At 70.9% G+C, this 20,053-nt stretch carries 15 protein-coding genes and 1 pseudogene; 1 reads left to right on the top strand and 15 read right to left on the bottom strand.

The window, feature by feature from the left end:
- The 3 genes from FDO69_RS39950 to FDO69_RS39940 form a co-directional block, all read right to left on the bottom strand.
- Positions 1-1,299: an extracellular solute-binding protein gene (locus tag FDO69_RS39950; protein WP_104788940.1), complete on the bottom strand. Its 1,299-nt coding sequence runs from the start codon at positions 1,297-1,299 to the stop codon at positions 1-3.
- A 211-nt stretch (positions 1,300-1,510) separates the two neighbouring features.
- A complete protein-coding gene (locus FDO69_RS39945) occupies positions 1,511-1,792 on the bottom strand; it encodes a DUF3039 domain-containing protein (RefSeq protein ID WP_104788937.1) in 282 nt (93 codons plus the stop codon).
- Between the two features lie 29 nt (positions 1,793-1,821).
- Entirely contained in the window at positions 1,822-2,394 is a 573-nt protein-coding gene (locus FDO69_RS39940) for a YqgE/AlgH family protein (RefSeq protein WP_167526778.1), read from the bottom strand.
- 253 nt (positions 2,395-2,647) lie between these two features.
- Here FDO69_RS39940 and murA point away from each other — a divergent pair, with 253 nt between their 5' ends.
- Positions 2,648-3,988: a UDP-N-acetylglucosamine 1-carboxyvinyltransferase gene (gene murA, locus FDO69_RS39935; RefSeq protein ID WP_104788933.1), complete on the top strand. Its 1,341-nt coding sequence runs from the start codon at positions 2,648-2,650 to the stop codon at positions 3,986-3,988.
- A gap of 589 nt (positions 3,989-4,577) precedes the next feature.
- On the opposite strand, the gene FDO69_RS39930 is transcribed toward murA, so the two are convergent.
- The 12 genes and pseudogenes from FDO69_RS39930 to FDO69_RS39875 all read right to left on the bottom strand — a co-directional run.
- The gene (locus tag FDO69_RS39930) at positions 4,578-4,859 is read right to left on the bottom strand and encodes an HU family DNA-binding protein (protein WP_003990598.1); all 282 of its coding nucleotides are present in this window, start codon (positions 4,857-4,859) and stop codon (positions 4,578-4,580) included.
- 330 nt (positions 4,860-5,189) lie between these two features.
- Entirely contained in the window at positions 5,190-6,623 is a 1,434-nt protein-coding gene (locus FDO69_RS39925; RefSeq protein ID WP_104788930.1) for an NAD-dependent malic enzyme, read from the bottom strand.
- 352 nt (positions 6,624-6,975) lie between these two features.
- Positions 6,976-9,300, bottom strand: coding sequence for a HelD family protein (locus FDO69_RS39920; RefSeq protein ID WP_420878585.1), 2,325 nt, complete (start codon positions 9,298-9,300; stop codon positions 6,976-6,978).
- A 99-nt stretch (positions 9,301-9,399) separates the two neighbouring features.
- Positions 9,400-10,233 (bottom strand): anti-sigma factor family protein, encoded by an 834-nt coding sequence (locus FDO69_RS39915; RefSeq protein WP_104788925.1) that lies wholly within the window; start codon positions 10,231-10,233, stop codon positions 9,400-9,402.
- Positions 10,233-10,754, bottom strand: a complete 522-nt coding sequence (locus FDO69_RS39910) for a sigma-70 family RNA polymerase sigma factor (protein WP_010039908.1) — start codon at positions 10,752-10,754, stop codon at positions 10,233-10,235. The genes FDO69_RS39915 and FDO69_RS39910 overlap by 1 nt, the downstream gene beginning before the upstream one ends.
- Positions 10,755-11,106: 352 nt before the next feature.
- Positions 11,107-11,697, bottom strand: coding sequence for a CGNR zinc finger domain-containing protein (locus tag FDO69_RS39905; RefSeq protein ID WP_104788922.1), 591 nt, complete (start codon positions 11,695-11,697; stop codon positions 11,107-11,109).
- Between the two features lie 281 nt (positions 11,698-11,978).
- Positions 11,979-13,127: a uroporphyrinogen-III synthase gene (locus FDO69_RS39900; protein WP_104788920.1), complete on the bottom strand. Its 1,149-nt coding sequence runs from the start codon at positions 13,125-13,127 to the stop codon at positions 11,979-11,981.
- Positions 13,128-13,244: 117 nt separating this feature from the next.
- A complete protein-coding gene (locus FDO69_RS39895; RefSeq protein ID WP_104788918.1) occupies positions 13,245-14,630 on the bottom strand; it encodes a nitrate/nitrite transporter in 1,386 nt (461 codons plus the stop codon).
- A 156-nt stretch (positions 14,631-14,786) separates the two neighbouring features.
- The gene (locus tag FDO69_RS39890; protein WP_104788915.1) at positions 14,787-15,794 is read right to left on the bottom strand and encodes a hypothetical protein; all 1,008 of its coding nucleotides are present in this window, start codon (positions 15,792-15,794) and stop codon (positions 14,787-14,789) included.
- Positions 15,795-15,896: 102 nt separating this feature from the next.
- Complete coding sequence (locus FDO69_RS39885) at positions 15,897-17,186, bottom strand: acyltransferase family protein (protein WP_104788912.1); 1,290 nt, start codon at positions 17,184-17,186, stop codon at positions 15,897-15,899.
- Complete coding sequence (locus FDO69_RS39880; protein WP_104788910.1) at positions 17,183-19,384, bottom strand: bifunctional polysaccharide deacetylase/glycosyltransferase family 2 protein; 2,202 nt, start codon at positions 19,382-19,384, stop codon at positions 17,183-17,185. Before FDO69_RS39880 ends, FDO69_RS39885 begins: the two co-directional genes overlap by 4 nt.
- A gap of 349 nt (positions 19,385-19,733) precedes the next feature.
- Positions 19,734-20,053 (bottom strand): annotated as a pseudogene (locus tag FDO69_RS39875) (hypothetical protein); the annotation flags it as partial.

Raw genomic sequence — 20,053 nt, 5'->3', positions numbered from 1 at the left:
TCACCCCGCGGAGCCGAACGCCGAGTTCATCTTCTTCGCGGCGTCCTCGGAGGCCTTCGTGACGTCTTTCTTGCCGCTGATGACCTCCTGGAACATCGTCGGCAGGACGAGGGAGGAGTCGATCTGGGCCCAGGCGGGTGAGGCGGGCACGAACCTGGTTCCGGCGGAGAGGGTCCGCACGAAGGGCTTCACGAACGGCTCATTCGCCGCGGCCTGCGTCCGGACGTCCGTGAAGGTCGGCAGGAAGCCCATGGCGTCGAAGAGTTCGCCCTGCGTCTTCTTCGAGGCGAGCTGTTCCATCAGCCGGACGGCGAGCGTGCGGTGCGAGGTGCTCTTCAGGACGCCGATGTTGTTGCCGCCCGCGAAGGCGGGAGCGATGGAGCCGGACGTGACCCCCGGCAGCGGGACGACGGCGTACTTGCCCTTGACCTTCCCGGCCTCGACGGCGGTGTGGCTGAAGTCGCCGCCGATCGCCATGCCCGCCTTGCCGGCGGCGAAGGCGCTGACGGTGTCGTTGCCGCCCATGCCCGCGCACTTGGCGGCCGGGCAGTTGTCGTCACCGAAGAGGGACGTGTACGCCTTGATGCCCTTGCGGGCCTCGGGGCTGTCGATGCCGGACGCGTACGAGCCGCTCTTGCCGTTGGCCAGTTCACCGCCGTTGGCCCAGACGAACGGCATCGCGCCGTAGGTGTAGGCACCGCCGACCGCCAGCCCGTACAGCTCGGGTTTCGCGGCGCGTATCTTCCGGGCGGTGGAGGCGAGTTCGTCCATCGTCCTCGGGGCGGACAGGCCGAGCTCCTCGAACACGTCCGTGCGGTAGTACAGGGCGCGGACGCCGACGTAGAACGGGGCGCCGTAGAGCCTGCCGTCCACCGTCACCGACTGTTTCGCCGTCGGGTCGGTGTCCTTCGCCTCGGTCCAGTCGCCGAACTCCTTCGTGACGTCGAGGAGTCCGCCGTCCTTCACATAGCCGGCCGTGTCGGTGTTGCCGTACTCCATCACGTCGGGCGCGGAGCCGGGGTCGTTGAAGGCGGCCTTGACGCGCTGGGCGCGGGTCTCGACCGGGATGTACTCGACCTCGACCTTCGTGCCCTTGTGGGCTTTCTCGAACCCGGCGACGACGGAGTCGACGACCTTCTCCTTGGGGGCGTTGCCGACCTCCTGGAAGAGCCACACGCGCAGTGTGCCGGTCTTCTCGTCCTTGCCGGAGGAGGAGTTCGAGGAGGTCTGGGGCACGCAGGCGGTGGCCAGGAGAGCGGCGAGGGCGGTGAGCCCGGCACCACGGACGGACAGCTTCATGAAGTGATCCTCCGAGGGAGCGTTGCAACATGCGCAATGGGGGTTTCGCTGTGCACAACACATTGGAGGCTAGGGACTTCATGAACACGCCCACAAGAGGTCTCAACCACTCTGTGACCGGCAGGAGCACCCTGCGCAACGCCCGGACAGCACAAAAGCCCCCAGGGCGCGCGAAACGCACCCTGGGGGCCTCACGCCCCGCGGGTCAGGCCTACTTGTCGCCCTTGCCGTTGTCGTCGTCGCCGGAGCTCATGGACTCGTAGATCTCCTTGCACATGGGACAAACGGGGTACTTCTTCGGGTCGCGGCCCGGTACCCAGACTTTGCCGCACAGCGCCACGACGGGGGTGCCGTCGAGGGCGCTCGCCATGATCTTGTCCTTCTGGACGTAATGGGCGAAGCGCTCGTGGTCACCGTCACCGTGGGAGGTCTGCGGCGTCGGCTCAACGAGGGTCCCCGTACCAGTCCCGCGCTCGGGCTCGAGAGTGCTCATAGGGCCAAGGGTACTGAAGCTCACACGCATCAGTTGAGCGAAGGGTCGTCCGGGTACGTCGCCACCATCGCCAGCTCGCTGCGCTGGCGGCGCAGCACCTCGCGCCAGAGCCCCTCGGGAGAGGGGGACGAGACGTCACCGGGCTCCGACTCGACCACGTACCAGGCGCCGTCCGCCAGCTCGTCCTCCAGCTGACCCGGGCCCCAGCCGGCGTACCCGGCGAAGATGCGCAGGGAGCCGAGGGCGGAGGCCAGCAGCTCCGGCGGGGCCTCCAGATCGACCAGGCCGATCGCGCCGTGCACCCGGCGCCAGCCCAGTGGGGCGGCCTCGCCGGAGGCGCCGCCGGGGACGACCGCCACCCCGAGGGCGGAGTCCAGCGACACCGGGCCGCCCTGGAACACGACACCCGGCTCCACGGCGAGATCCCCCCAGCCCTCCAGGATGTCCCCCACGTCCACCGGGGTGGGGCGGTTGAGGACGACGCCGAGCGAGCCCTCCTCGTCGTGGTCGAGGAGCAGCACCACCGCACGGTCGAAGTTCGGGTCCGCCAGGGCGGGGGTGGCCACGAGCAACCGCCCTGTGAGCGAGGACACCTCGGTCATGGCAGACATGATCCCGCATTCTCCCCGCGCGTGGGGAGGCAATGCGGCACGGGGCGGGGGCCGCAGCTCAGGGCGCACCGAAGCGTCCCACGCGCACGAAACCGGCCGTGACCCCATGTGCCCGGCCCGGAACGGTTCGTGTTGTGACAGAGCGGTGACGTGGCTGGGTCTCACTCAGGCTTACAGAAGGGGGGTGGTGGGCGATTACCCTTTCCCTTCTGGCCCCTGCCCGACTCCATGGAACGCGAGATTCATGACCGTCAACGACGATGTCCTGCTTGTCCACGGCGGAACCCCGCTGGAGGGCGAGATCCGTGTCCGCGGTGCGAAGAACCTCGTACCGAAGGCCATGGTCGCAGCGCTGCTGGGCAGCGCTCCGAGCCGGCTGCGCAACGTTCCTGACATCCGCGACGTCCGGGTCGTGCGGGGTCTGCTGCAGCTGCACGGTGTGACGGTCCGTCCGGGTGACGAGCCCGGCGAACTGGTGATGGATCCGACGCGCGTGGAAAGCGCGAACGTCGCTGACATCGATGCCCACGCCGGTTCGAGCCGTATCCCGATCCTGTTCTGCGGGCCTCTGCTGCACCGCCTCGGCCACGCGTTCATCCCCGGTCTCGGCGGCTGCGACATCGGCGGCCGGCCCATCGACTTCCACTTCGAGGTGCTGCGGCAGTTCGGCGCGAAGATCGAGAAGCGGGCGGACGGTCAGTACCTGGAGGCGCCCCGGCGGCTGCGCGGTACGAAGATCGCGCTGCCGTACCCGTCCGTCGGCGCGACCGAGCAGGTGCTGCTGACGGCCGTCCTCGCGGAGGGCGTCACGGAGCTGTCCAACGCGGCCGTCGAGCCGGAGATCGAGGACCTCATCTGCGTACTGCAGAAGATGGGCGCGATCATCGCGATGGACACCGACCGGACGATCCGCATCACGGGTGTGGACCAGCTCGGCGGCTACAACCACCGCGCTCTCCCGGACCGCCTGGAGGCCGCGTCCTGGGCGTCGGCGGCGCTGGCGACCGAGGGCAACATCTACGTCCGCGGCGCGTTGCAGCGCTCGATGATGACGTTCCTGAACACCTACCGGAAGGTGGGCGGTGCCTTCGAGATCGACGACGAGGGCATCCGCTTCTGGCACCCCGGTGGCCAGCTGAAGTCCATCGCGCTCGAGACGGACGTGCACCCCGGTTTCCAGACGGACTGGCAGCAGCCGCTGGTCGTGGCCCTGACCCAGGCCACCGGCCTGTCGATCATCCACGAGACGGTCTACGAGTCCCGCCTCGGCTTCACGTCCGCGCTGAACCAGATGGGCGCGCACATCCAGCTCTACCGCGAGTGCCTGGGCGGCTCGAACTGCCGCTTCGGCCAGCGCAACTTCCTGCACTCGGCCGTCGTCTCGGGCCCGACCAAGCTGCAGGGCGCGGACCTGGTCATCCCCGACCTCCGCGGCGGCTTCTCGTACCTGATCGCGGCCCTGGCGGCCCAGGGCACGTCCCGCGTCCACGGCATCGGCCTCATCAACCGCGGCTACGAGAACTTCATGGAGAAACTCGTGGAGCTCGGCGCGAAGGTCGAGCTGCCGGGCAAGGCGCTCGGCTGATCCGGCCCCCGCGGCCCCGCCCGTCCGGCTGGGGGTCCGGGGGTCATCCCCCGGGCAGGCACAGCATGGAGAAACTCGTGGAGCCCGGCGCGAAGGCGGCGCGAAGGTCGAGCTGCCGGGCAAGGCGCTCGGCTGATCCGGCCCCCGCGGCCCCGCCCGTCCGGCTGGGGGTCCGGGGGTCATCCCCCGGGCAGGCACAGCATGGAGAAACTCGTGGAGCCCGGCGCGAAGGTCGAGCTGCCGGGCAAGGCGCTCGGCTGATCCGGCCCCCGCGGCCCCGCCCGTCCGGCTGGGGGTCCGGGGGTCATCCCCCGGGCAGGCACAGCATGGAGAAACTCGTGGAGCCCGGCGCGAAGGTCGAGCTGCCGGGCAAGGCGCTCGGCTGATCCCGGCCCCCGCGGCCCCGCCCGTCCGGCTGGCCGCTCGGGTAGTCCCACACCGCAACACGCCGAGGGGCGGCCACCTGGATCAGGTGGCCGCCCCTCGGCGTTTCATGCGGCTCTGCTTGGCGCGCCCCGAAGGGGCGCGGGGAACTGCGCGACCGGCCACAGGCGGCCCGCAGTTGCCCACGGCGCACGCAACGGGCCGCTTACTTACCCTTGGCCGCTTCCTTGAGCTTCGAGCCCGCGGAGACCTTCACGCTGTAGCCGGCGGGGATCTGGATGGGCTCGCCGGTCTGCGGGTTGCGGGCGGTGCGAGCGGCACGGTGGGTGCGCTCGAAGGTCAGGAAGCCGGGGATGGTGACCTTCTCGTCGCCCTTGGAGACGATGTCGCCGACGACGTCGGCGAACGCGGCCAGCACGGCGTCGGCGTCCTTGCGAGTCACCTCGGCGCGGTCGGCCAGCGCGGCCACCAGCTCACTGCGGTTCATGTTCTTACTCCCGTGTTCATCTTGCCGTTGAGGCGTCAGATCGAAGCCGATGCTGCCAGGGTCCTCGATGAGTCCCCGGACCCGGGTCCGTCGTCAGACCCTCGCGCCCAGGGACGCATCCTGCCCCTACCTGCGGCGGGAAAGCCAATCCGGCACCCGCAGGAGTCGTGAGAACACCCTTGGGGAGTCACACGAAAAGAGGGCCTGAGCCTGGCGCCACGATAGCTGCGCTGCTGACAGGGGTCTTGCGACGCGCCGGGTTCCCGGCGGCCGTGGGGTTACTCACAGTCCGGGGGCCGGGCCCCGTCGGGGCCCGGCCCGGCCTCGGCCTCAGACGCCGGACGGGCTGCCCGCCGTCGCGCCGACCGCCTTCGCGGCCTCCCGCACGGCACCGGCGACCGCGCCCGCGACCTTGTCGTTGAAGACGCTCGGGATGATGTAGTTCGGGTTCAGCTCGTCCTCGGTCACCACGTCCGCGAGGGCGGTCGCGGCGGCCAGCATCATCTCGGTGTTGACCGTGCGGGACTGCGCGTCCAGCAGACCGCGGAAGACACCCGGGAAGACCAGCACGTTGTTGATCTGGTTCGGGAAGTCCGAGCGGCCGGTGGCGACAACGGCCGCGGTCTGGCGGGCGATCGCCGGGTCCACCTCGGGGTCCGGGTTCGCAAGCGCGAACACGATGGCGCCCTCGGCCATGGCGGCCACGTCGTCGCCGTCGAGGACGTTCGGGGCCGAGACGCCGATGAAGACGTCGGCGCCGCGCACGGCCTCCTTGAGGGTGCCGGTGAGGCCCTCGGGGTTGGTGTTGTCGGCGATCCAGCGCAGCGCCGAATCGGGGGCGGCATCCACCAGGTCCTCGCGGCCCGCGTGCACCACACCGTGGATGTCGGCGACGACGGCGTTCTTGACACCCGCGGCGAGCAGCAGCTTCAGGATGGCCGTGCCGGCAGCGCCTGCGCCGGACATGACGACGCGGATGTTCTCCATGGCCTTGCCGGTGACGCGCAGGGCGTTCGTCAGGGCGGCGAGGACGACGATCGCGGTGCCGTGCTGGTCGTCGTGGAAGACGGGGATGTCGAGGGCCTCGCGCAGCCGGGCCTCGATCTCGAAGCAGCGCGGGGCGGAGATGTCCTCGAGGTTGATGCCCGCGAAGCCCGGGGCGATCGCCTTGACGATCTCGACGATCGCGTCGGTGTCCTGGGTGTCGAGGCAGATCGGCCAGGCGTCGATGCCGGCGAACCGCTTGAAGAGGGCCGCCTTGCCCTCCATGACGGGCAGCGCGGCCTTGGGGCCGATGTTGCCCAGGCCCAGCACCGCGGAGCCGTCCGTCACGACCGCAACGGAGTTGCGCTTGATGGTGAGGCGGCGGGCGTCCTCGGGGTTCTCGGCGATCGCCATGCACACCCGCGCCACGCCCGGCGTGTAGACCATGGACAGGTCGTCACGGTTGCGGATGGGGTGCTTGGACGCCATCTCGATCTTGCCGCCGAGGTGCATGAGGAAGGTCCGGTCCGAGACCTTGCCCAGGGTGACGCCCTCGATGCCGCGGAGTTCCTCGACGATCTCGTCCGCGTGCGCGGTCGACGTCGCCGCGATGGTGACGTCGATGCGGAGCTTCTCGTGACCGGAAGCGGTGACGTCGAGGCCGGTCACCGAGCCTCCGGAGGACTCCACGGCGGTGGTGAGCTGCGAGACGGCGGTTCCGCTCGCGGGCACCTCCAGCCGGACCGTCATCGAGTAGGAGACGCTGGGCGCCGTTGCCATGGCCGACTTCCTCTGCTTTCACCTGAGCCTGAGTTGTGCCGTCCGATCGTCGCACCTACCGCTGAGTAGCAGGTAGCCGCCCTCGATTGCGAACGTTTTGTTCGCGGAAAGGGCGCGGAAAGGGCCAGGAGGAAGCCAGCAAAAGAGACCCACGTCACGTGGACGTGGGTCTCTTCGAAGAGAAGTGGCACCGACCCGCCATGCTCGCCTCGCGGCAAGTGGTCGCTCGTAGCGACGAAGGTTGGGCCCGGGGGCTTGGATCGAGCCGGTGCCACATCCAGGCTAACAAACAGATCCCGTAAGGCCATTCCCGTATCGGTAGTTCATTTCGCCGGCAAGTGGGTATCGGGCCTCAGTCCCTGAGGAGATCCGGAACTCCCGCCGCGTCGGGCTCGTCCCGGTCGGCCGAGACGACCGTGAGCTGCTGGGTGGCGCGGGTCAGCGCGACGTAGAGGACGCGCAGGCCGGCCGGGGACTCGTCGGCGATCTCCGCCGGGGAGACCACCACCGTCGCGTCGTACTCCAGGCCCTTGGCCTCCAGGCTGCCGAGGGCCACGACCCGGTCGCCGAGACCGGCGAGCCAGCGGCGGGCCTCCTCGCGGCGCTGCATGGCGACGACCACGCCGACCGTGCCGTCGACGCGCTCCAGCAGCCGGGCGGCCTCGTCGCGGACGGTGGCGCCCAGCGTGTCCTCCACGACGGTGAAGCGGGGTTCGACGCCGGTGGAGCGGACCGCCTTCGGCGACACGGAGCCGGGCATGGCGAGGGCGAGGACCTTCGCGGCCAGCTCGGCGATCTCGGCCGGGTTGCGGTAGTTCACCGTGAGCTCGAAGCGGCGGCGGGGGCGGGTGCCGAGCGCCTCGTCGCGGGCCTCGGCGGCCTCGTCCGGGTCGGACCAGGAGGACTGGGCCGGGTCGCCGACGACCGTCCAGGTGGCGTGCCGGCCGCGGCGGCCGACCATGCGCCACTGCATCGGGGTGAGGTCCTGTGCCTCGTCGACGATGACGTGGGCGTACTCGACGCGTTCCTGGGCGAGGCGTTCGGCGCGCTCGCGCTGCGACTCCTCGCGCACCGGCATCAGCTCCTCCAGGCCGGTGAGCTGGTCGAGCGGGTCGAGTTCGCGCTTCCTGCGGGGGCGGGCCGGGGCGCCGAGGACGGCCTGGAGCTCGTCGAGCAGGGCGATGTCGTGCACCGAGCGGCCCTCGCGCTTGAAGGAGCGGGCGACCTTGCGGACCTCGCCGGGGTTGAGGATCCGGCGGGCCCAGCGGCCGAGGCGGCGTTCGTCGGCCATGGCGTCCAGGACGGCCGCCGGGGTCAGCTCCGGCCACCAGGCGTCGAGGAAGGCGATGAAGGCGTCCTCGGAGGTGATGTCCTCGTCGAAGGAGGAGCGCAGCTCGGCCGCGAGTTCGGGATCGGAGTGCCGGCCGGCCGCGCCGGACTGCTCCCACAGGGCGTCCAGGAGGAGCTTGCGGGCGCGCGGGCGCAGCAGGTTCACGGGAGCGGTGCCGCCGAGGGCGGAGCGGCGGATGCCGTCCAGCTCCCGGGCCTCCAGCTCCAGGCGGCGGCCGAAGGCGACCACGCGCAGCCGGGCCGGTGGATCGTTCAGCTCCAGGGCGCCGCGCGCGGCCTTGCGCAGCACCCGGAGCATGCGGGAGGAGCCCTTGGCGCGGGCCACGGACGGCGAGTCGTAGAGCGTGGCCTCGCTGCCCTCGACCAGGGAGCCGATGGCACGGATGGCGACCTGGCCCTCCTCGCCGAGGGAGGGCAGCACACCCTCGGTGTAGGCCACGAGCAGCGGGGTCGGGGAGACGATCAGGATGCCGCCCGCGTAGCGGCGCCGGTCCTGGTAGAGGAGGTAGGCGGCGCGGTGCAGGGCCACGGCGGTCTTGCCGGTGCCCGGGCCCCCCTCGACGTACGTCACGGAGGCGGCGGGGGCGCGGATGACCAGGTCCTGCTCGGCCTGGATGGAGGCGACGATGTCGCGCATGGTGTGGCTGCGGGCCTGGCCGAGCGCGGCCATCAGGGCGCCGTCGCCGATGACGGGCAGCTCGTCGCCGTCGAGGTACGCCGTCAGCTCGGGGCGCATCAGGTCGTCCTCGACGCCCAGCACCTGGCGGCCCTTGGAGCGGATGACGCGGCGCCGGACGACACGGCCGGGGTCGACCGGGGTGGAGCGGTAGAACGGGGCGGCGGCCGGGGCCCGCCAGTCGATGACCAGCGGCGTGTAGTCCTGGTCGAGGACGCCGATGCGACCGATGTGCAGGGTCTCGGCGATGTCGGCGGTGCTGTCGGGGCGTACGGCGCCCTCCGCCGGCTCGACGGCGGTGTACGCCCCGTCGGGGCCCTTCTTGCCGTCCTTGCCGGTCAGCAGGTCGATACGGCCGAAGAGGAAGTCCTCGAACTCGTTGTTGAGCCGGTTGAGGTGGACGCCCGCGCGGAAGACCTGGGCGTCCCGCTCGGCGAGTGCGCCGGGGGTGCCGACCTGGCCGCGCCGGGCCGCGTCCTGCATGAGGAACTCCGCCTCGTGGATCTTCTCCTCGAGGCGCCGGTACACCCGGTCCAGGTGTTCCTGTTCGACGCTGATCTCCCGGTCACGAACCGAATCGTGCACCGAACCGACCGCGCCTTGTCTGTGAGCCTGAACGGCCACCGGGCCCCCTTCTGACGTGCTGGGCAGCCGTCAACCGTACGCGAAGGGGACCCCTGGAAGCTACGGGCCGGCGGGCAGGCGCGGGACCTGTTGCCCCAATGGCGCCCGCCGTACGGCCGAACAGTCCTATGCGTCGACCTCGACCAGCCGCTTGCCGTCGAAGGTGACGACCTCGAAGTGGTCGATCTCGTTCGGCTCGAAGGCGGCGCCGCCCTGGACGTACAGGGGCTCCTTGGCCTTGTCGGACTTGGCGTCCGGGAGGCCGTAGCCCCACTCCGGGACGGACCAGGAGGACAGGGTCTCGCGCTCGCCGTTCTTGCCGACCGCGACGAGGGCGCACTTGAGCGGGCCCTTGACGTTCTTCAGCTCAAGGACCATGCCCGTGCCCCAGTCCTTCTTCTGGAGGGCGACGGTGGCGGAGACCTTGGTGTTCGGGTCGGTGGCGGTGATCTTGTCGGAGATGCCCTCGAAGGCGGCCTTCGCGGGGCTCGCCGCGAGCGGGCGGTTCTCGGCGCCACCGCTGCCGCCGTCGCCGCCGTTCGTCGCGACCGCGACGAAGGGGCCGCCGATGATCAGCGCACCGGCCGCGGCCACCATGTAGAAGCTGCGGCGGCGCTTCTGGGCGCGGCGGTCGGCGACCTCGTCGACCAGCTTCTCCACCAGGCGCGGCCGGGGCTTCGCGGACAGCGACTCGCCGATCGCGGGGGTGCTGCCCGAGCCGGGCAGATCGGCGAGGGCGGCGAGCATCGGCTCCATGCCGGCCAGTTCGTCGAGCTGCTGGGCGCACCATTCGCAGGTCGCGAGGTGGGCTTCAAAAGCGGTCGCCTCGGCGTCGTCGAGGATGCCGAGAGCGTAGGCGCCGACGGTCTCGTGCTCGTTCGGCACCGGAGATTCCTGCATGGGACCAGACATACCCATGCCTCCCGTACCGAACCCCTGGTTACCCCCGTAAACACTCATCACGCCGTCACCCCCCGCTCCTCCAGTGCCAGCTTCATCGAACGCAGGGCGTAGAACACCCTGGAGCGGACGGTGCCGCTGGGTATGCCCAGGGTCTCGGCCGCCTCATTGACGGTACGCCCCTTGAAGTACGTCTCGACGAGCACCTCCCGGTGGGCGGGGGTCAGGTCGTCGAGTGCGTCCGAGAGAGTCATCAGCCACAGCGCCTTGTCGATCTCGTCCTCCGCGGGGATGACCTCCAGCGGCGACGGGTCGACCTCCTGCGGCCGGGCCTGCCGGCTGCGGTGGCCGTCGATGACGATGCGCCGGGCGACCGTCACCAGCCAGGGGCGTACCGATCCGGTCGCTCTGTTGAGCTGACCGGCGTTCTTCCAGGCACGGATGAGCGTCTCCTGCACGACGTCCTCGGCGCGCTGCCGGTCTCCGGCGACCAGGCGCAGGACGTATGCGAGCAGGGGTCCGGCGTGTTCGCGATAGAGCGCACGCATCAGCTCCTCATCGGGTTCCGAGGGCTGGGACATGCGATGTCGGGCCCTCGGTGCACGTTCATTGGCCACGACGGAATCCTTGCGCACGCCCACCTCCGGTGTCCGGGGGTTCCCCCAGTCGGTCGCTCCACATGCCGTACGGAAACGAGCGGTTGGGCGTTCAAAGAGACCCGACAGTTTTCTTCAAGATGACGTGACGAGCGGGACATGAGGTCACATTCCCACCCCGCGTTCTTTACATTTCCGCCACATCGGCAAGATCAAGCCAGGCCTTCCCTACGGTGGCGTAGGTAAACGGCATGTAACCGAAATCACTTTGCCGACGTGGTCGCAGAAGTAGCATTTAGGACAAGGAGATTGAGTGCACGGACCACTCAATTCCGTTTCACGCGCGGGCGAGTGCCGCGCGGCGGCGATGCCGGGCGACACGTTCGCGGTTCCCGCAGACCTCACTGGAGCACCAGCGCCTCCTGCGTCCGCGGGAGGTGTCGAGGTACACGATGGGGCAGTTGTCCCCTTCGCACTGGCGCAGGGCCGCGCGGGCGACGGGGTCGGTCAGCAGGTCCACGGCATCCCGGGCGACGGCCGCGAGCAGGGCGGCGCAGCAGGGCGGGCCGTCCAGCCGTCGCAGCAGCCGGCCGTCCTCACCGCGGACCGCGCGAAGCGCCGGAGGTGCGGTGCGGGCCAGGTCGTTCACACGGGCGAGGGCCAGGTCGTACGTCGCGACTCCGGGTCTCGGCCGGCAGCGCACCAACCGGTCGACCTGGGCGCGCAGTTCACGGAAGGCGAGCAGCCAGCCGGTGTCGGCGTGGGCCAGGGCGGTGTCCGCCGGGACGAGCCCGGAGCCGGTGATCCAGGCGCGCAACACGTCCACGGAGTCGAGCCGTTCCTCGGGGTGCGTGGTGGTCAGCAGGTCCAGACAGATCCGCCCGGTGTCGAAGCGCAGCTCGTTGGGCGTGGCCGTACTCAGTGCCATGTGCCTGTCACCGCCTAGGGGTTCACCCCGGTCGCGAGGGCTTCGGTGAGACGCCGGTGAGAGGGCCGGTGGACCGCTCCCCCCTACAGTGCCTGCCCGCCACGGCTCCGGAAACCCCCCGCGCACACGCCGACGCGACGGGTGTCCCGGCCGCGCCGCACGACCGGTCCGCCACCGGAGCCGGCCGTCGGGCTCCTGCCGGGGCCCGCCGGGCCACTGCGAAGCGTCCCGCTCAGGATCGGGCCGGCAGAGGCGGATTCCGGCTCAACCCCCGGGCGGGCTCACGCGTCCGCGTACTTCGTCTCCGCGCTCGGGTCCAGGGCCAGGCGGTAGCCCCGCTTGACCACCGTCTGGATCAGCTTCGGGGTGCCGAGGGCCGTGCGCAGGCGGGCCATGGCGGTCTCCACCGCGTGTTCGTCGCGGCCGGAGCCGGGGAGGGCCCGCAGGAGGTCCGCGCGGGCGACGACCCAGCCGGGGCGCCGCGAGAGGGCGCGCAGGAGGGCCATGCCGGCGGGCGGAACGGGCTTGAGTTCATCGTCGACCACGACGGCGTGGCCGCGGATCTCCACGCGGTGCCCGGCGACGGGCAGCGAGCGGGCCCTCCCGGGCAGTTCCTGACACAGCAGCTGCACCAGAGGGCCGAGCCGGAAGCGTTCGGGCTGGATCGTGTCGATGCCGCTGGACTGCAGGGGCAGGGCGGTGACCGGTCCCACGCAGGCCGGCAGGACGTCGTGGCTCAGAGCCGCCAGCACCTCGTCGAGCAGTCCGCGGTCCTTCGCCCGGGAGAGGAGGGAGGCCGCGGCCGGGGCACTGGTGAAGGTGACCGCGTCCAGGGCCCGGGCGACCGTCGCGTCCAGCAGACGGTCGACCGGGGTGATGTCCTCCGGTGGCATCCAGCGGTAGACGGGCACCCCGACCACCTCGGCGCCGCCCTCCCGCAGCGCCTCCACGAACCCGGGCAGCGGCTCACCGTGCAGCTGGATCGCGATCCGCAGCCCCTCGACCCCCTCCTCCAGGAGCCGGTCCAGTACCTCCGCCATGGACTCCGACGACGGCGACCACTCCTCGGTCAGCCCGGCCGCCCTGACCGCGCCCTTGACCTTCGGCCCGCGCGCCAGGATCCGTACGCCGCCCAGCCGCGACAGCAACTCCTCCCCCAGCCCCCAGCCGTCGGCGGCCTCGACCCAGCCCCGGAAGCCGATCGCGGTCGTGGCCACGGCGATGTCCGGCACCTGCTCGATGATGTCCTTCGTCGCGGCCAGCAGCTCGCTGTCATCGGCGAGCGGCACGATCCGCAGGGCAGGGGCGTGCAGGACGGCGGCACCGCGTCGCTGCAACAGCACCCCGAGCTCGTCGGCCCGGCGCGCGGCCGTCACACCCACGGTGAAACCCGCCAGGGGCCCGTGGTCCGGTCGCTGTTCTTCGTACATGGCTCTCGTCCCGCACTCGAGTCGTCGTACTTCGTGGGTACGGCGTACCTACATGCCGATCGAGCCTGTCAACGGCTCGTGACAGGCTCGGATCGGCGTGATGTCGCTGGTGTTACGTCAGACCTTGGCGTAGCTGAGCTGCGGCTCCGCGTCCGAGGCCGCCGTGGTGGCGGCTACCCGGGGGGCCGTACGACGAAGGTATACGGACCAGGTGACCGCGAAGCAGACCGCGTAGAAGGCGAGGAAGGCGACGAACGCCCCGGTGCCCGAACCGTAGGAGAGGAAGGACTGGCGGAAGGCGAGGTTGATGCCGACGCCGCCGAGCGCGCCCACCGCGCCGATCAGGCCCATGGAGGCCCCGGACAGCCGCCGCCCGTACGCCGCGGCCTCCTCGCCCTCCAAGCCCTTGGCCAGGGCCTTGTTCTGGAAGATGCCCGGGATCATCTTGAACGTCGAGCCGTTGCCGAGCCCGCTGAGTACGAACAGCACCACGAACGCCCCGGTGAACAGTGCCAGCGACTTCTCCATGGAGGCGCCGATCAGGACCGCCGTGGCGACGCCCATGGCGACGTAGTTCCACAGGCTGATCTTCGCCCCGCCGTACTTGTCGGCCATCCAGCCGCCCAGGGGCCGGATCAGCGAGCCGAGGAGCGGGCCGATGAAGGTGACGTACGCCGCCTCCAGCGGGGTGCGTCCGAACTGGTTCTGGAGGACCTGGCCGAAGGCGAAGCTGTAGCCGATGAACGAACCGAACGTGCCGATGTAGAGGAAGGACATGATCCACGTGTGGGCGTCCCGCGCGGCGTCCTTGGCGGCACCGGTGTCGTTCTTCACGTGCTCGAGGTTGTCCATGAAGAGCGCGGCCATGACGGCGGCGACGAGGATCAGCGGGATGTAGATCCCGAGCAGCACACGCGGCCCGCCGCCGGCGCCGATGATCGCGAGAGCGGCCAGCTGGATCACCGGCACGCCGATGTTGCCGCCGCCCGCGTTCAGGCCGAGGGCCCAGCCCTTCTTCCGCAGCGGGAAGAAGGCGTTGATGTTGGTCATGGACGAGGCGAAGTTGCCGCCGCCGATGCCGGCGAGGAGGCCGACCAGGAGGAACGTGGAGAAGGAGGTCCCCGGCTCCATCACGACGAACGCGGCGACCGTCGGGACCAGCAGGAGCGTCGCGGAGATGATCGTCCAGTTCCGTCCGCCGAAGATCGCCACGGCGAAGGTGTAGGGGACCCGGACGACGGCGCCGACCAGCGTGACCATCGAGGTCAGCATGAACTTGTCGGCGGGGGTCAGCCCGTACTCCGGACCCATGAACAGCACCAGCACGGACCACAGGGTCCAGATCGAGAAGCCGATGTGCTCGGACAGCACGGAGAAGAAGAGGTTCCGGCGGGCGACCTTCTCCCCGGTCTCCTTCCAGAACGTCTCGTTCTCCGGGTCCCAGTGCCGGATCCAGCGTCCGCCCTTGCTCGGGGGTGCGGGTGCTGTGCCAGGACCTGTCATGACGCCTCCACTGTGCTCCGGGCTCTGTCGTACTCCGACTGACTGATCCCGAAGGTAGGGAGGACGCGTTTCCTGCCGTGTGGCACCGAGTGACCGCGAGGGAACTTCGCTCTCACCCCGGGCTCGGGCGGGATGAGAGGTTCCGGGGGGTTCCGCTCAGCGCTGCGGGGGCTGCCCGTGGGGGTTCTGCTGGGGGTGGGGCTGGTGGTACGGCTGGGCGTACGGGCCCGGGGGCTGCCCACCGTAGGGGCCGGGCGCGGGCTGACCCGGGTACGGGGCCTGCGCGGGCTGACCGGGGTAGGGGCCCTGCGCGGGCTGACCGGGGTACGGGGCTTGCGCGGGCTGGCCTCCGTGAGGAGCCTGTGCGGGCTGGCCGCCGTAAGGAGCCTGCGCGGGCTGGCCGCCGTAAGGAGCCTGCGCGGGCTGGCCGGGGTACGGGCCGGGTGCCGGCTGGGCGTACGGGCCGGGCGTCTGCTGCCCGTAGGCCGCCGGCGCCCCCATCGCCGGACCGGGCTGGCCGGGCGCGGCCCCGTACGGCCCACCCGCGAACGGGTTGCCCTGCCCGGGCTGCTGCGCCCCCGGCGGCAGATAGCGCAGCCGCCCGGTCTCGTCGTTCACCGGCATGAAGCCCGCCGCCCGCAGCCGGGCCGCGAACTTGGCGTTGCGCTTGCGCGTCACCAGGAAACCGATGCCGAAGACCGCCATGAGCAGCAGCCACACCACACCGGCCGCGACGAAGTCGGTGGACTCGCCCCCGGAACGGAAGGCGAGGATCACACAGCCGACGGTGACGCCCAGAGCCCCGTACCCCATGCGCTTCTCGGCGCTCTTGCCGGTGAGGTCGAAGTTGATACGGGCCTTGAGGAGTTCGAACGCGTCCGGCACGAGGGGCGGCAGGGAGACGCCGTCGGCCGCGTTGGGATACTGCGCCCAGTTCTGCCCGGCCCGGGCCCGGGCCTGCGGGCTCGGGTCGGGCACGAGCAGCATGATGAGCGCGCCGTTGCGGCCGCTGCTCTGGCGGACGTCGGCGTACTCGTAGCCGAACTGCTGGGCCACGAAGGCCAGCCGGGCGAGCTTCTTCACGGACGCCATCGGGCTGGTCAGCTCGACCGGTTCCCCGCTCGCCATCAGCCGAAGCATCTTCTGTGTCTGCCGCTTGCTCATTCCACCGCTCCCCCGGGCCACCCGTTCACAGACGCAACTCGGGCAGTTTTGCACACGCGCAAAACCCCGGGGAACGGGCCCTCCCCCGCGCCGGCCCACCCCCTACCGCCGGCGCCTCCGGCTCTTGCCGCCTCGCCCGTTCGGCCACCACCGCGGCGATCGCTTCGCCGCGATGTCCTCGACCCAGCCGAACATGAGGATCGCCGCGCCGATCAGCGGCCAGACCAGGGCGAACATCCAGAGGGTGTAGGTGCTGTCCAGGGCGGACACCGCGCTGTCGCTCTGGAGGAACGGCAGCTCGTACAACAGGTCGAGGATCGGGACGGTGGCCATGATGAGGAGGTTGTGCCAGAGGTAGATCGTGACGGCGCGGTTGTTGGAGAGGGTCACGAGCTTGTCCCACCTGGCCAGGCGGCCAGGGAGTTCGCGCCAGGACGGGGAGTACTGGAGCAGGATCACCACGAAGCCGAAGGACCAGGCCGCCTGGGCCAGGGGGATGTCGTTGAGGTCCCAGCCGTCGGGGCCCAGATGACCCGACGCCCACCACAGGCCGAAGGCCATGAGCAGGGCCGCGCAGGAGATCGCCAGGTAGCGGGGGATTCGCTTGAGCAGGCCCTCGTGGTGGGCGAAGCCCAGGACCCAGCAGCCGCCGTAGACCGCGAAGTCGGTCACCGCGTTGCCCGTCTCGCCGGGGATCTTCACCAGGCCCGTGCCGACGACCGCCGTGAGGCCCAGCGGTGCCAGCAGCGTCGGCCAGGGTGCCCGGCGGAACGCCCACAACAACAGCGGGGAGGCGATGACGAACCAGAGGTAAGCCCGCAGGTACCACAGGGGACCGGCCGCCTGCACCGCCCAGGTCTCCTCCAGCAGGCCGGACTTGGCTCCGAGGTGCCAGGGGAAGGGCGGGGCGCCGACGGGGAAGAAGTAGTTGGCCAGATCGACGAGGCCCCAGGCACCGCCGTGGTGCGGGTCCTTCAGCGGATTCCAGCCGGCCGCGAACATCATCGCCAGCACCACCACGCCGAACACCCAGAGCGGGGGCAGGAGCCGGCGGATCCGGCCCCGGATCACACCGAGGGCCGGGCGGTCCAGCGAGCGCGCCATCAGGGAGCCCGCCAGCGCGAACATCACGCCCATCGACGGGAACAGCACCGTCAGCCACGCCCAGCCGAACAGGTGGTAGACGACGACACGGACCAGGGCGATCGAGCGCAGCAGGTCGAGGTAGCGGTCACGGCCGCCGCCCTGGCGCGCCGCCGCGGCGGGGGCGGTCGCGGTGGCGGTTCCGCCCGTCGGTGCGGGGTCGGTCGTGCGCTGCTGTGGCATGCCGTAGGACGCCCCCGGCATACCGGACGCCGCCGATGACGTGTGGATCGGGTTTCCGTGGGTCATGCCACCGGCCTCCGCTCGGAGCTGCTCTGGGACCGCTGGCGCGGCACGGGGCCGCCGCCGGGCGCGTCGACCACACCGGTGCGCCGCAGCTTCTGCCAGCGCAGCCGGCCGCCGGTGAGGGCGGTGATCCAGGACTGGAGCAGTACGACGTACATCAGCTGGCGGTACAGGATCTGCTGCAGAGGCAGCGAGACGAGGTGGATCATGCGCTCGCGGTCGAGCCGGAAGGCGTAGGCCGCGCAGACCGCCTGGATCGCCAGGACGCCGAGCCACGCCATGATCGTCTTCTGGGTGGGGCCGAACACGAGGCCGTAGACGAGGAACACGTCGATCAGCGGGGCCAGCAGGGGCGCCAGGACCATGAAGAGGGACACCAGGGGCAGGCCGACGCGGCCGAAGCGGCCCGAGGGGCCCTTGTCCACCAGGGCCCGGCGGTGTTTCCAGATGGCCTGCATCGTGCCGTAGGACCAGCGGTAGCGCTGGGACCACAGCTGCTGGACCGTCTCCGGCGCCTCGGTCCAGGCACGGGCGTTCTCCGCGTAGACCACGCGCCAGCCGTCGCGGTGCAGGGCCATGGTGATGTCGGTGTCCTCTGCGAGCGTGTCGTCACTCATGCCGCCGACCCGTTCCAGCGCACTGCGGCGGAAGGCGCCGACCGCGCCGGGGATCGTCGGCATGCAGCGCAGTACGTCGTACATCCGGCGGTCGAGGTTGAAGCCCATCACGTATTCGATGTGCTGCCAGGCGCCGATGAGGGTGTCCTTGTTGCCGACCTTGGCGTTGCCCGCCACCGCGCCCACGCGCGGGTCGCCGAAGGGCTGCACCAGTTCGCGCACGGTGGACGGTTCGAAGACCGTGTCGCCGTCCATCATCACGATCAGGTCGTACCGGGCGTTGGCCACACCGCGGTTGAGCGCGGCCGGCTTGCCCGCGTTGAGCTGGCGGACCACCCGGACGTTCGGCAGGCCCATGGCCTCGACGATCCGTGACGTGCCGTCGGAGGAGCCGTCGTCGATGACGAGGACCTCGATGGGGTGGTCACTGTCGGCGAGAGAACGGACCGTGTTCTCGATGCATTTGGCCTCGTTGTACGCCGGGACGAGAACCGACACCGGTTCGGTGATCGGCGCTCCCCAGCGGAAGCCGCGGCGGCGCACCCGGCGTGCGTGCACCCCGGAGAGCAGCAGCATCAGCACGAAACGGCCGATGACGAGGGTGCCGACGATCGAGAGTCCGACGACCAGCCCGTCGGTGAGGTGCTCCGAGGCCTGGACCAGGAAGATCCACGCCGCGCCCTTCCACCGGTCGAGGCCGGTGACCCGGGAGTGCGCGCTCGGGGCGTCGAGGGCCTCGGTGAGGTTGCTGAACTCGTAGCCCTGCTCGCGCAGGCCGGGCAGCATGCGGTCCAGTGCCTCGACGGTCTGGTGGCGGTCGCCGCCGGAGTCGTGCATCAGGACGATCGCGCCCTTGCCGCCCTTGGGCGTGGCACGTCGGACGATCTCGGCGACGCCTGGCTTGCGCCAGTCCTCGCTGTCGGTGTTGTTGACGACGGTGATGTAGCCGCGCTCGCCGATGTACTCGGTCACCGGCCAGGACCTGTCGTCCATGGCGTCGGCGAAGGAGGAGTACGGCGGCCGGAAGAGGGAGGTACGGATGCCCGCCGCGCCCGAGAGGGCGAGCTGGTTCTGGGACAGTTCCCAGTCGATGCGCTTCTTGGACTGGTAGGACAGGTCGGGGTGGTTGAAGGTGTGCAGACCGACCTCGTGGCCTTCCTCGACCATACGCCGGACCAGGTCGGGGTAGCGCGAGGCCATGGTGCCGGTGACGAAGAAGACCGCGTGTGCGTCGTGCTCCTTCAGAACGTCCAGGACTTTCGGCGTCCAGATCGGGTCGGGGCCGTCGTCGAAGGTGAGCACCAGGTGGTGGTCGGGCACACGCATGCTCTCGGTGCGGCCGCTGCGGGCATCGATGACGGGCCCGCCGCTCATGATCTCCTCCGGCACCCGGTCGGTGGCGGCGGGCGGCCTGACCCGGTGGTCGGCGAGGATCTCGCTGTGCACGTATCCGCGCAGCATGAGCATCGCCCCCAGCGCGACGAGCACGAGCAGGGGCAGCAACAGACGCATGGGCAGGCGCCGGCGCCTGGAGCCGCCAGGGGCTCGGGACGCGGGCCCAAAACGGCGAGTACGGGATGCCATGAGTGGTGGTACTCCGGGTGGTGCGGGATGGGATGGCACGGGGACGGGGCGGGCGGACGGTGTGGCGAGCAGGGCCGGGCCGGGCGGGGCCGTCGCGGCTGCGCGCGGTGTCCGCGACGTCCTCAAGGGGCCTCTCGCCGCGTGAGCGGGGCGGGACCGATGGAGCGGCTGATCGCGAGGATTCCGGCCCTGAGGACTCGACTTCCTCCGGGCCGGCGGAATCCGGTGGGAGAGGTGCGCCCGGCCGGAAGCGGTGGTGCGGCGCCCGGAGCGGCGGGCGCCGCACGTGCGACGCGGCCCGGGCGGCGACGCGGTTCAGGCGACGACGCGACCCGGACGGCGACGCGGTCTAGGCGGCGGGCGTCTCGGCGGCGGGCTGCGGTTCGGCCGGGGCCTCCGCGACGGGCTGCGGCTCGGCCGGCCCTTCCGCGACGGTGCCGCCGTCGCCACCGGTGCCCGTCGTCTCGGTGGGCTTGGGGGTGGCCTCGCCCGTGGGTGTCGGGTCGGTGACCGGCGTGCTCGGCGGGTCCGCCGGTTGGGTCGGGGCCGGGTCGGTGGCCTTGGTGCCCGGTTTCGGGGTGGTCCGGGTCGCGGTCGGCGAGGGCTTGGCGGACGCGCCGGGGCGCGTGCCGGGGTCGACGCCGGCGGCGGGCGCCGCGGCGCTGGGGC

This window comes from Streptomyces tibetensis, assembly GCF_007655005.1.
Lineage (GTDB): Bacteria > Actinomycetota > Actinomycetes > Streptomycetales > Streptomycetaceae > Streptomyces > Streptomyces tibetensis.
This window is presented reverse-complemented; position numbering and strand designations above follow the sequence as displayed.

What these genes read in the sequence shown, in the direction of transcription:
- FDO69_RS39950 (WP_104788940.1), bottom strand. Translation starts at nt 1,299, where the DNA reads ATGAAGCTGTCCGTCCGTGGTGCCGGGCTCACCGCCCTCGCCGCTCTC.
- FDO69_RS39910 (WP_010039908.1), bottom strand. Translation starts at nt 10,754, where the DNA reads ATGTCCCAGCCCTCGGAACCCGATGAGGAGCTGATGCGTGCGCTCTAT.
- murA (WP_104788933.1), top strand. Translation starts at nt 2,648, where the DNA reads ATGACCGTCAACGACGATGTCCTGCTTGTCCACGGCGGAACCCCGCTG.
- FDO69_RS39925 (WP_104788930.1), bottom strand. Translation starts at nt 6,623, where the DNA reads ATGGCAACGGCGCCCAGCGTCTCCTACTCGATGACGGTCCGGCTGGAG.
- FDO69_RS39905 (WP_104788922.1), bottom strand. Translation starts at nt 11,697, where the DNA reads ATGGCACTGAGTACGGCCACGCCCAACGAGCTGCGCTTCGACACCGGG.
- FDO69_RS39890 (WP_104788915.1), bottom strand. Translation starts at nt 15,794, where the DNA reads ATGAGCAAGCGGCAGACACAGAAGATGCTTCGGCTGATGGCGAGCGGG.
- FDO69_RS39895 (WP_104788918.1), bottom strand. Translation starts at nt 14,630, where the DNA reads ATGACAGGTCCTGGCACAGCACCCGCACCCCCGAGCAAGGGCGGACGC.
- FDO69_RS39930 (WP_003990598.1), bottom strand. Translation starts at nt 4,859, where the DNA reads ATGAACCGCAGTGAGCTGGTGGCCGCGCTGGCCGACCGCGCCGAGGTG.
- FDO69_RS39940 (WP_167526778.1), bottom strand. Translation starts at nt 2,394, where the DNA reads ATGACCGAGGTGTCCTCGCTCACAGGGCGGTTGCTCGTGGCCACCCCC.
- FDO69_RS39915 (WP_104788925.1), bottom strand. Translation starts at nt 10,233, where the DNA reads ATGAGTGTTTACGGGGGTAACCAGGGGTTCGGTACGGGAGGCATGGGT.
- FDO69_RS39880 (WP_104788910.1), bottom strand. Translation starts at nt 19,384, where the DNA reads ATGGCATCCCGTACTCGCCGTTTTGGGCCCGCGTCCCGAGCCCCTGGC.
- FDO69_RS39945 (WP_104788937.1), bottom strand. Translation starts at nt 1,792, where the DNA reads ATGAGCACTCTCGAGCCCGAGCGCGGGACTGGTACGGGGACCCTCGTT.
- FDO69_RS39900 (WP_104788920.1), bottom strand. Translation starts at nt 13,127, where the DNA reads ATGTACGAAGAACAGCGACCGGACCACGGGCCCCTGGCGGGTTTCACC.
- FDO69_RS39885 (WP_104788912.1), bottom strand. Translation starts at nt 17,186, where the DNA reads ATGACCCACGGAAACCCGATCCACACGTCATCGGCGGCGTCCGGTATG.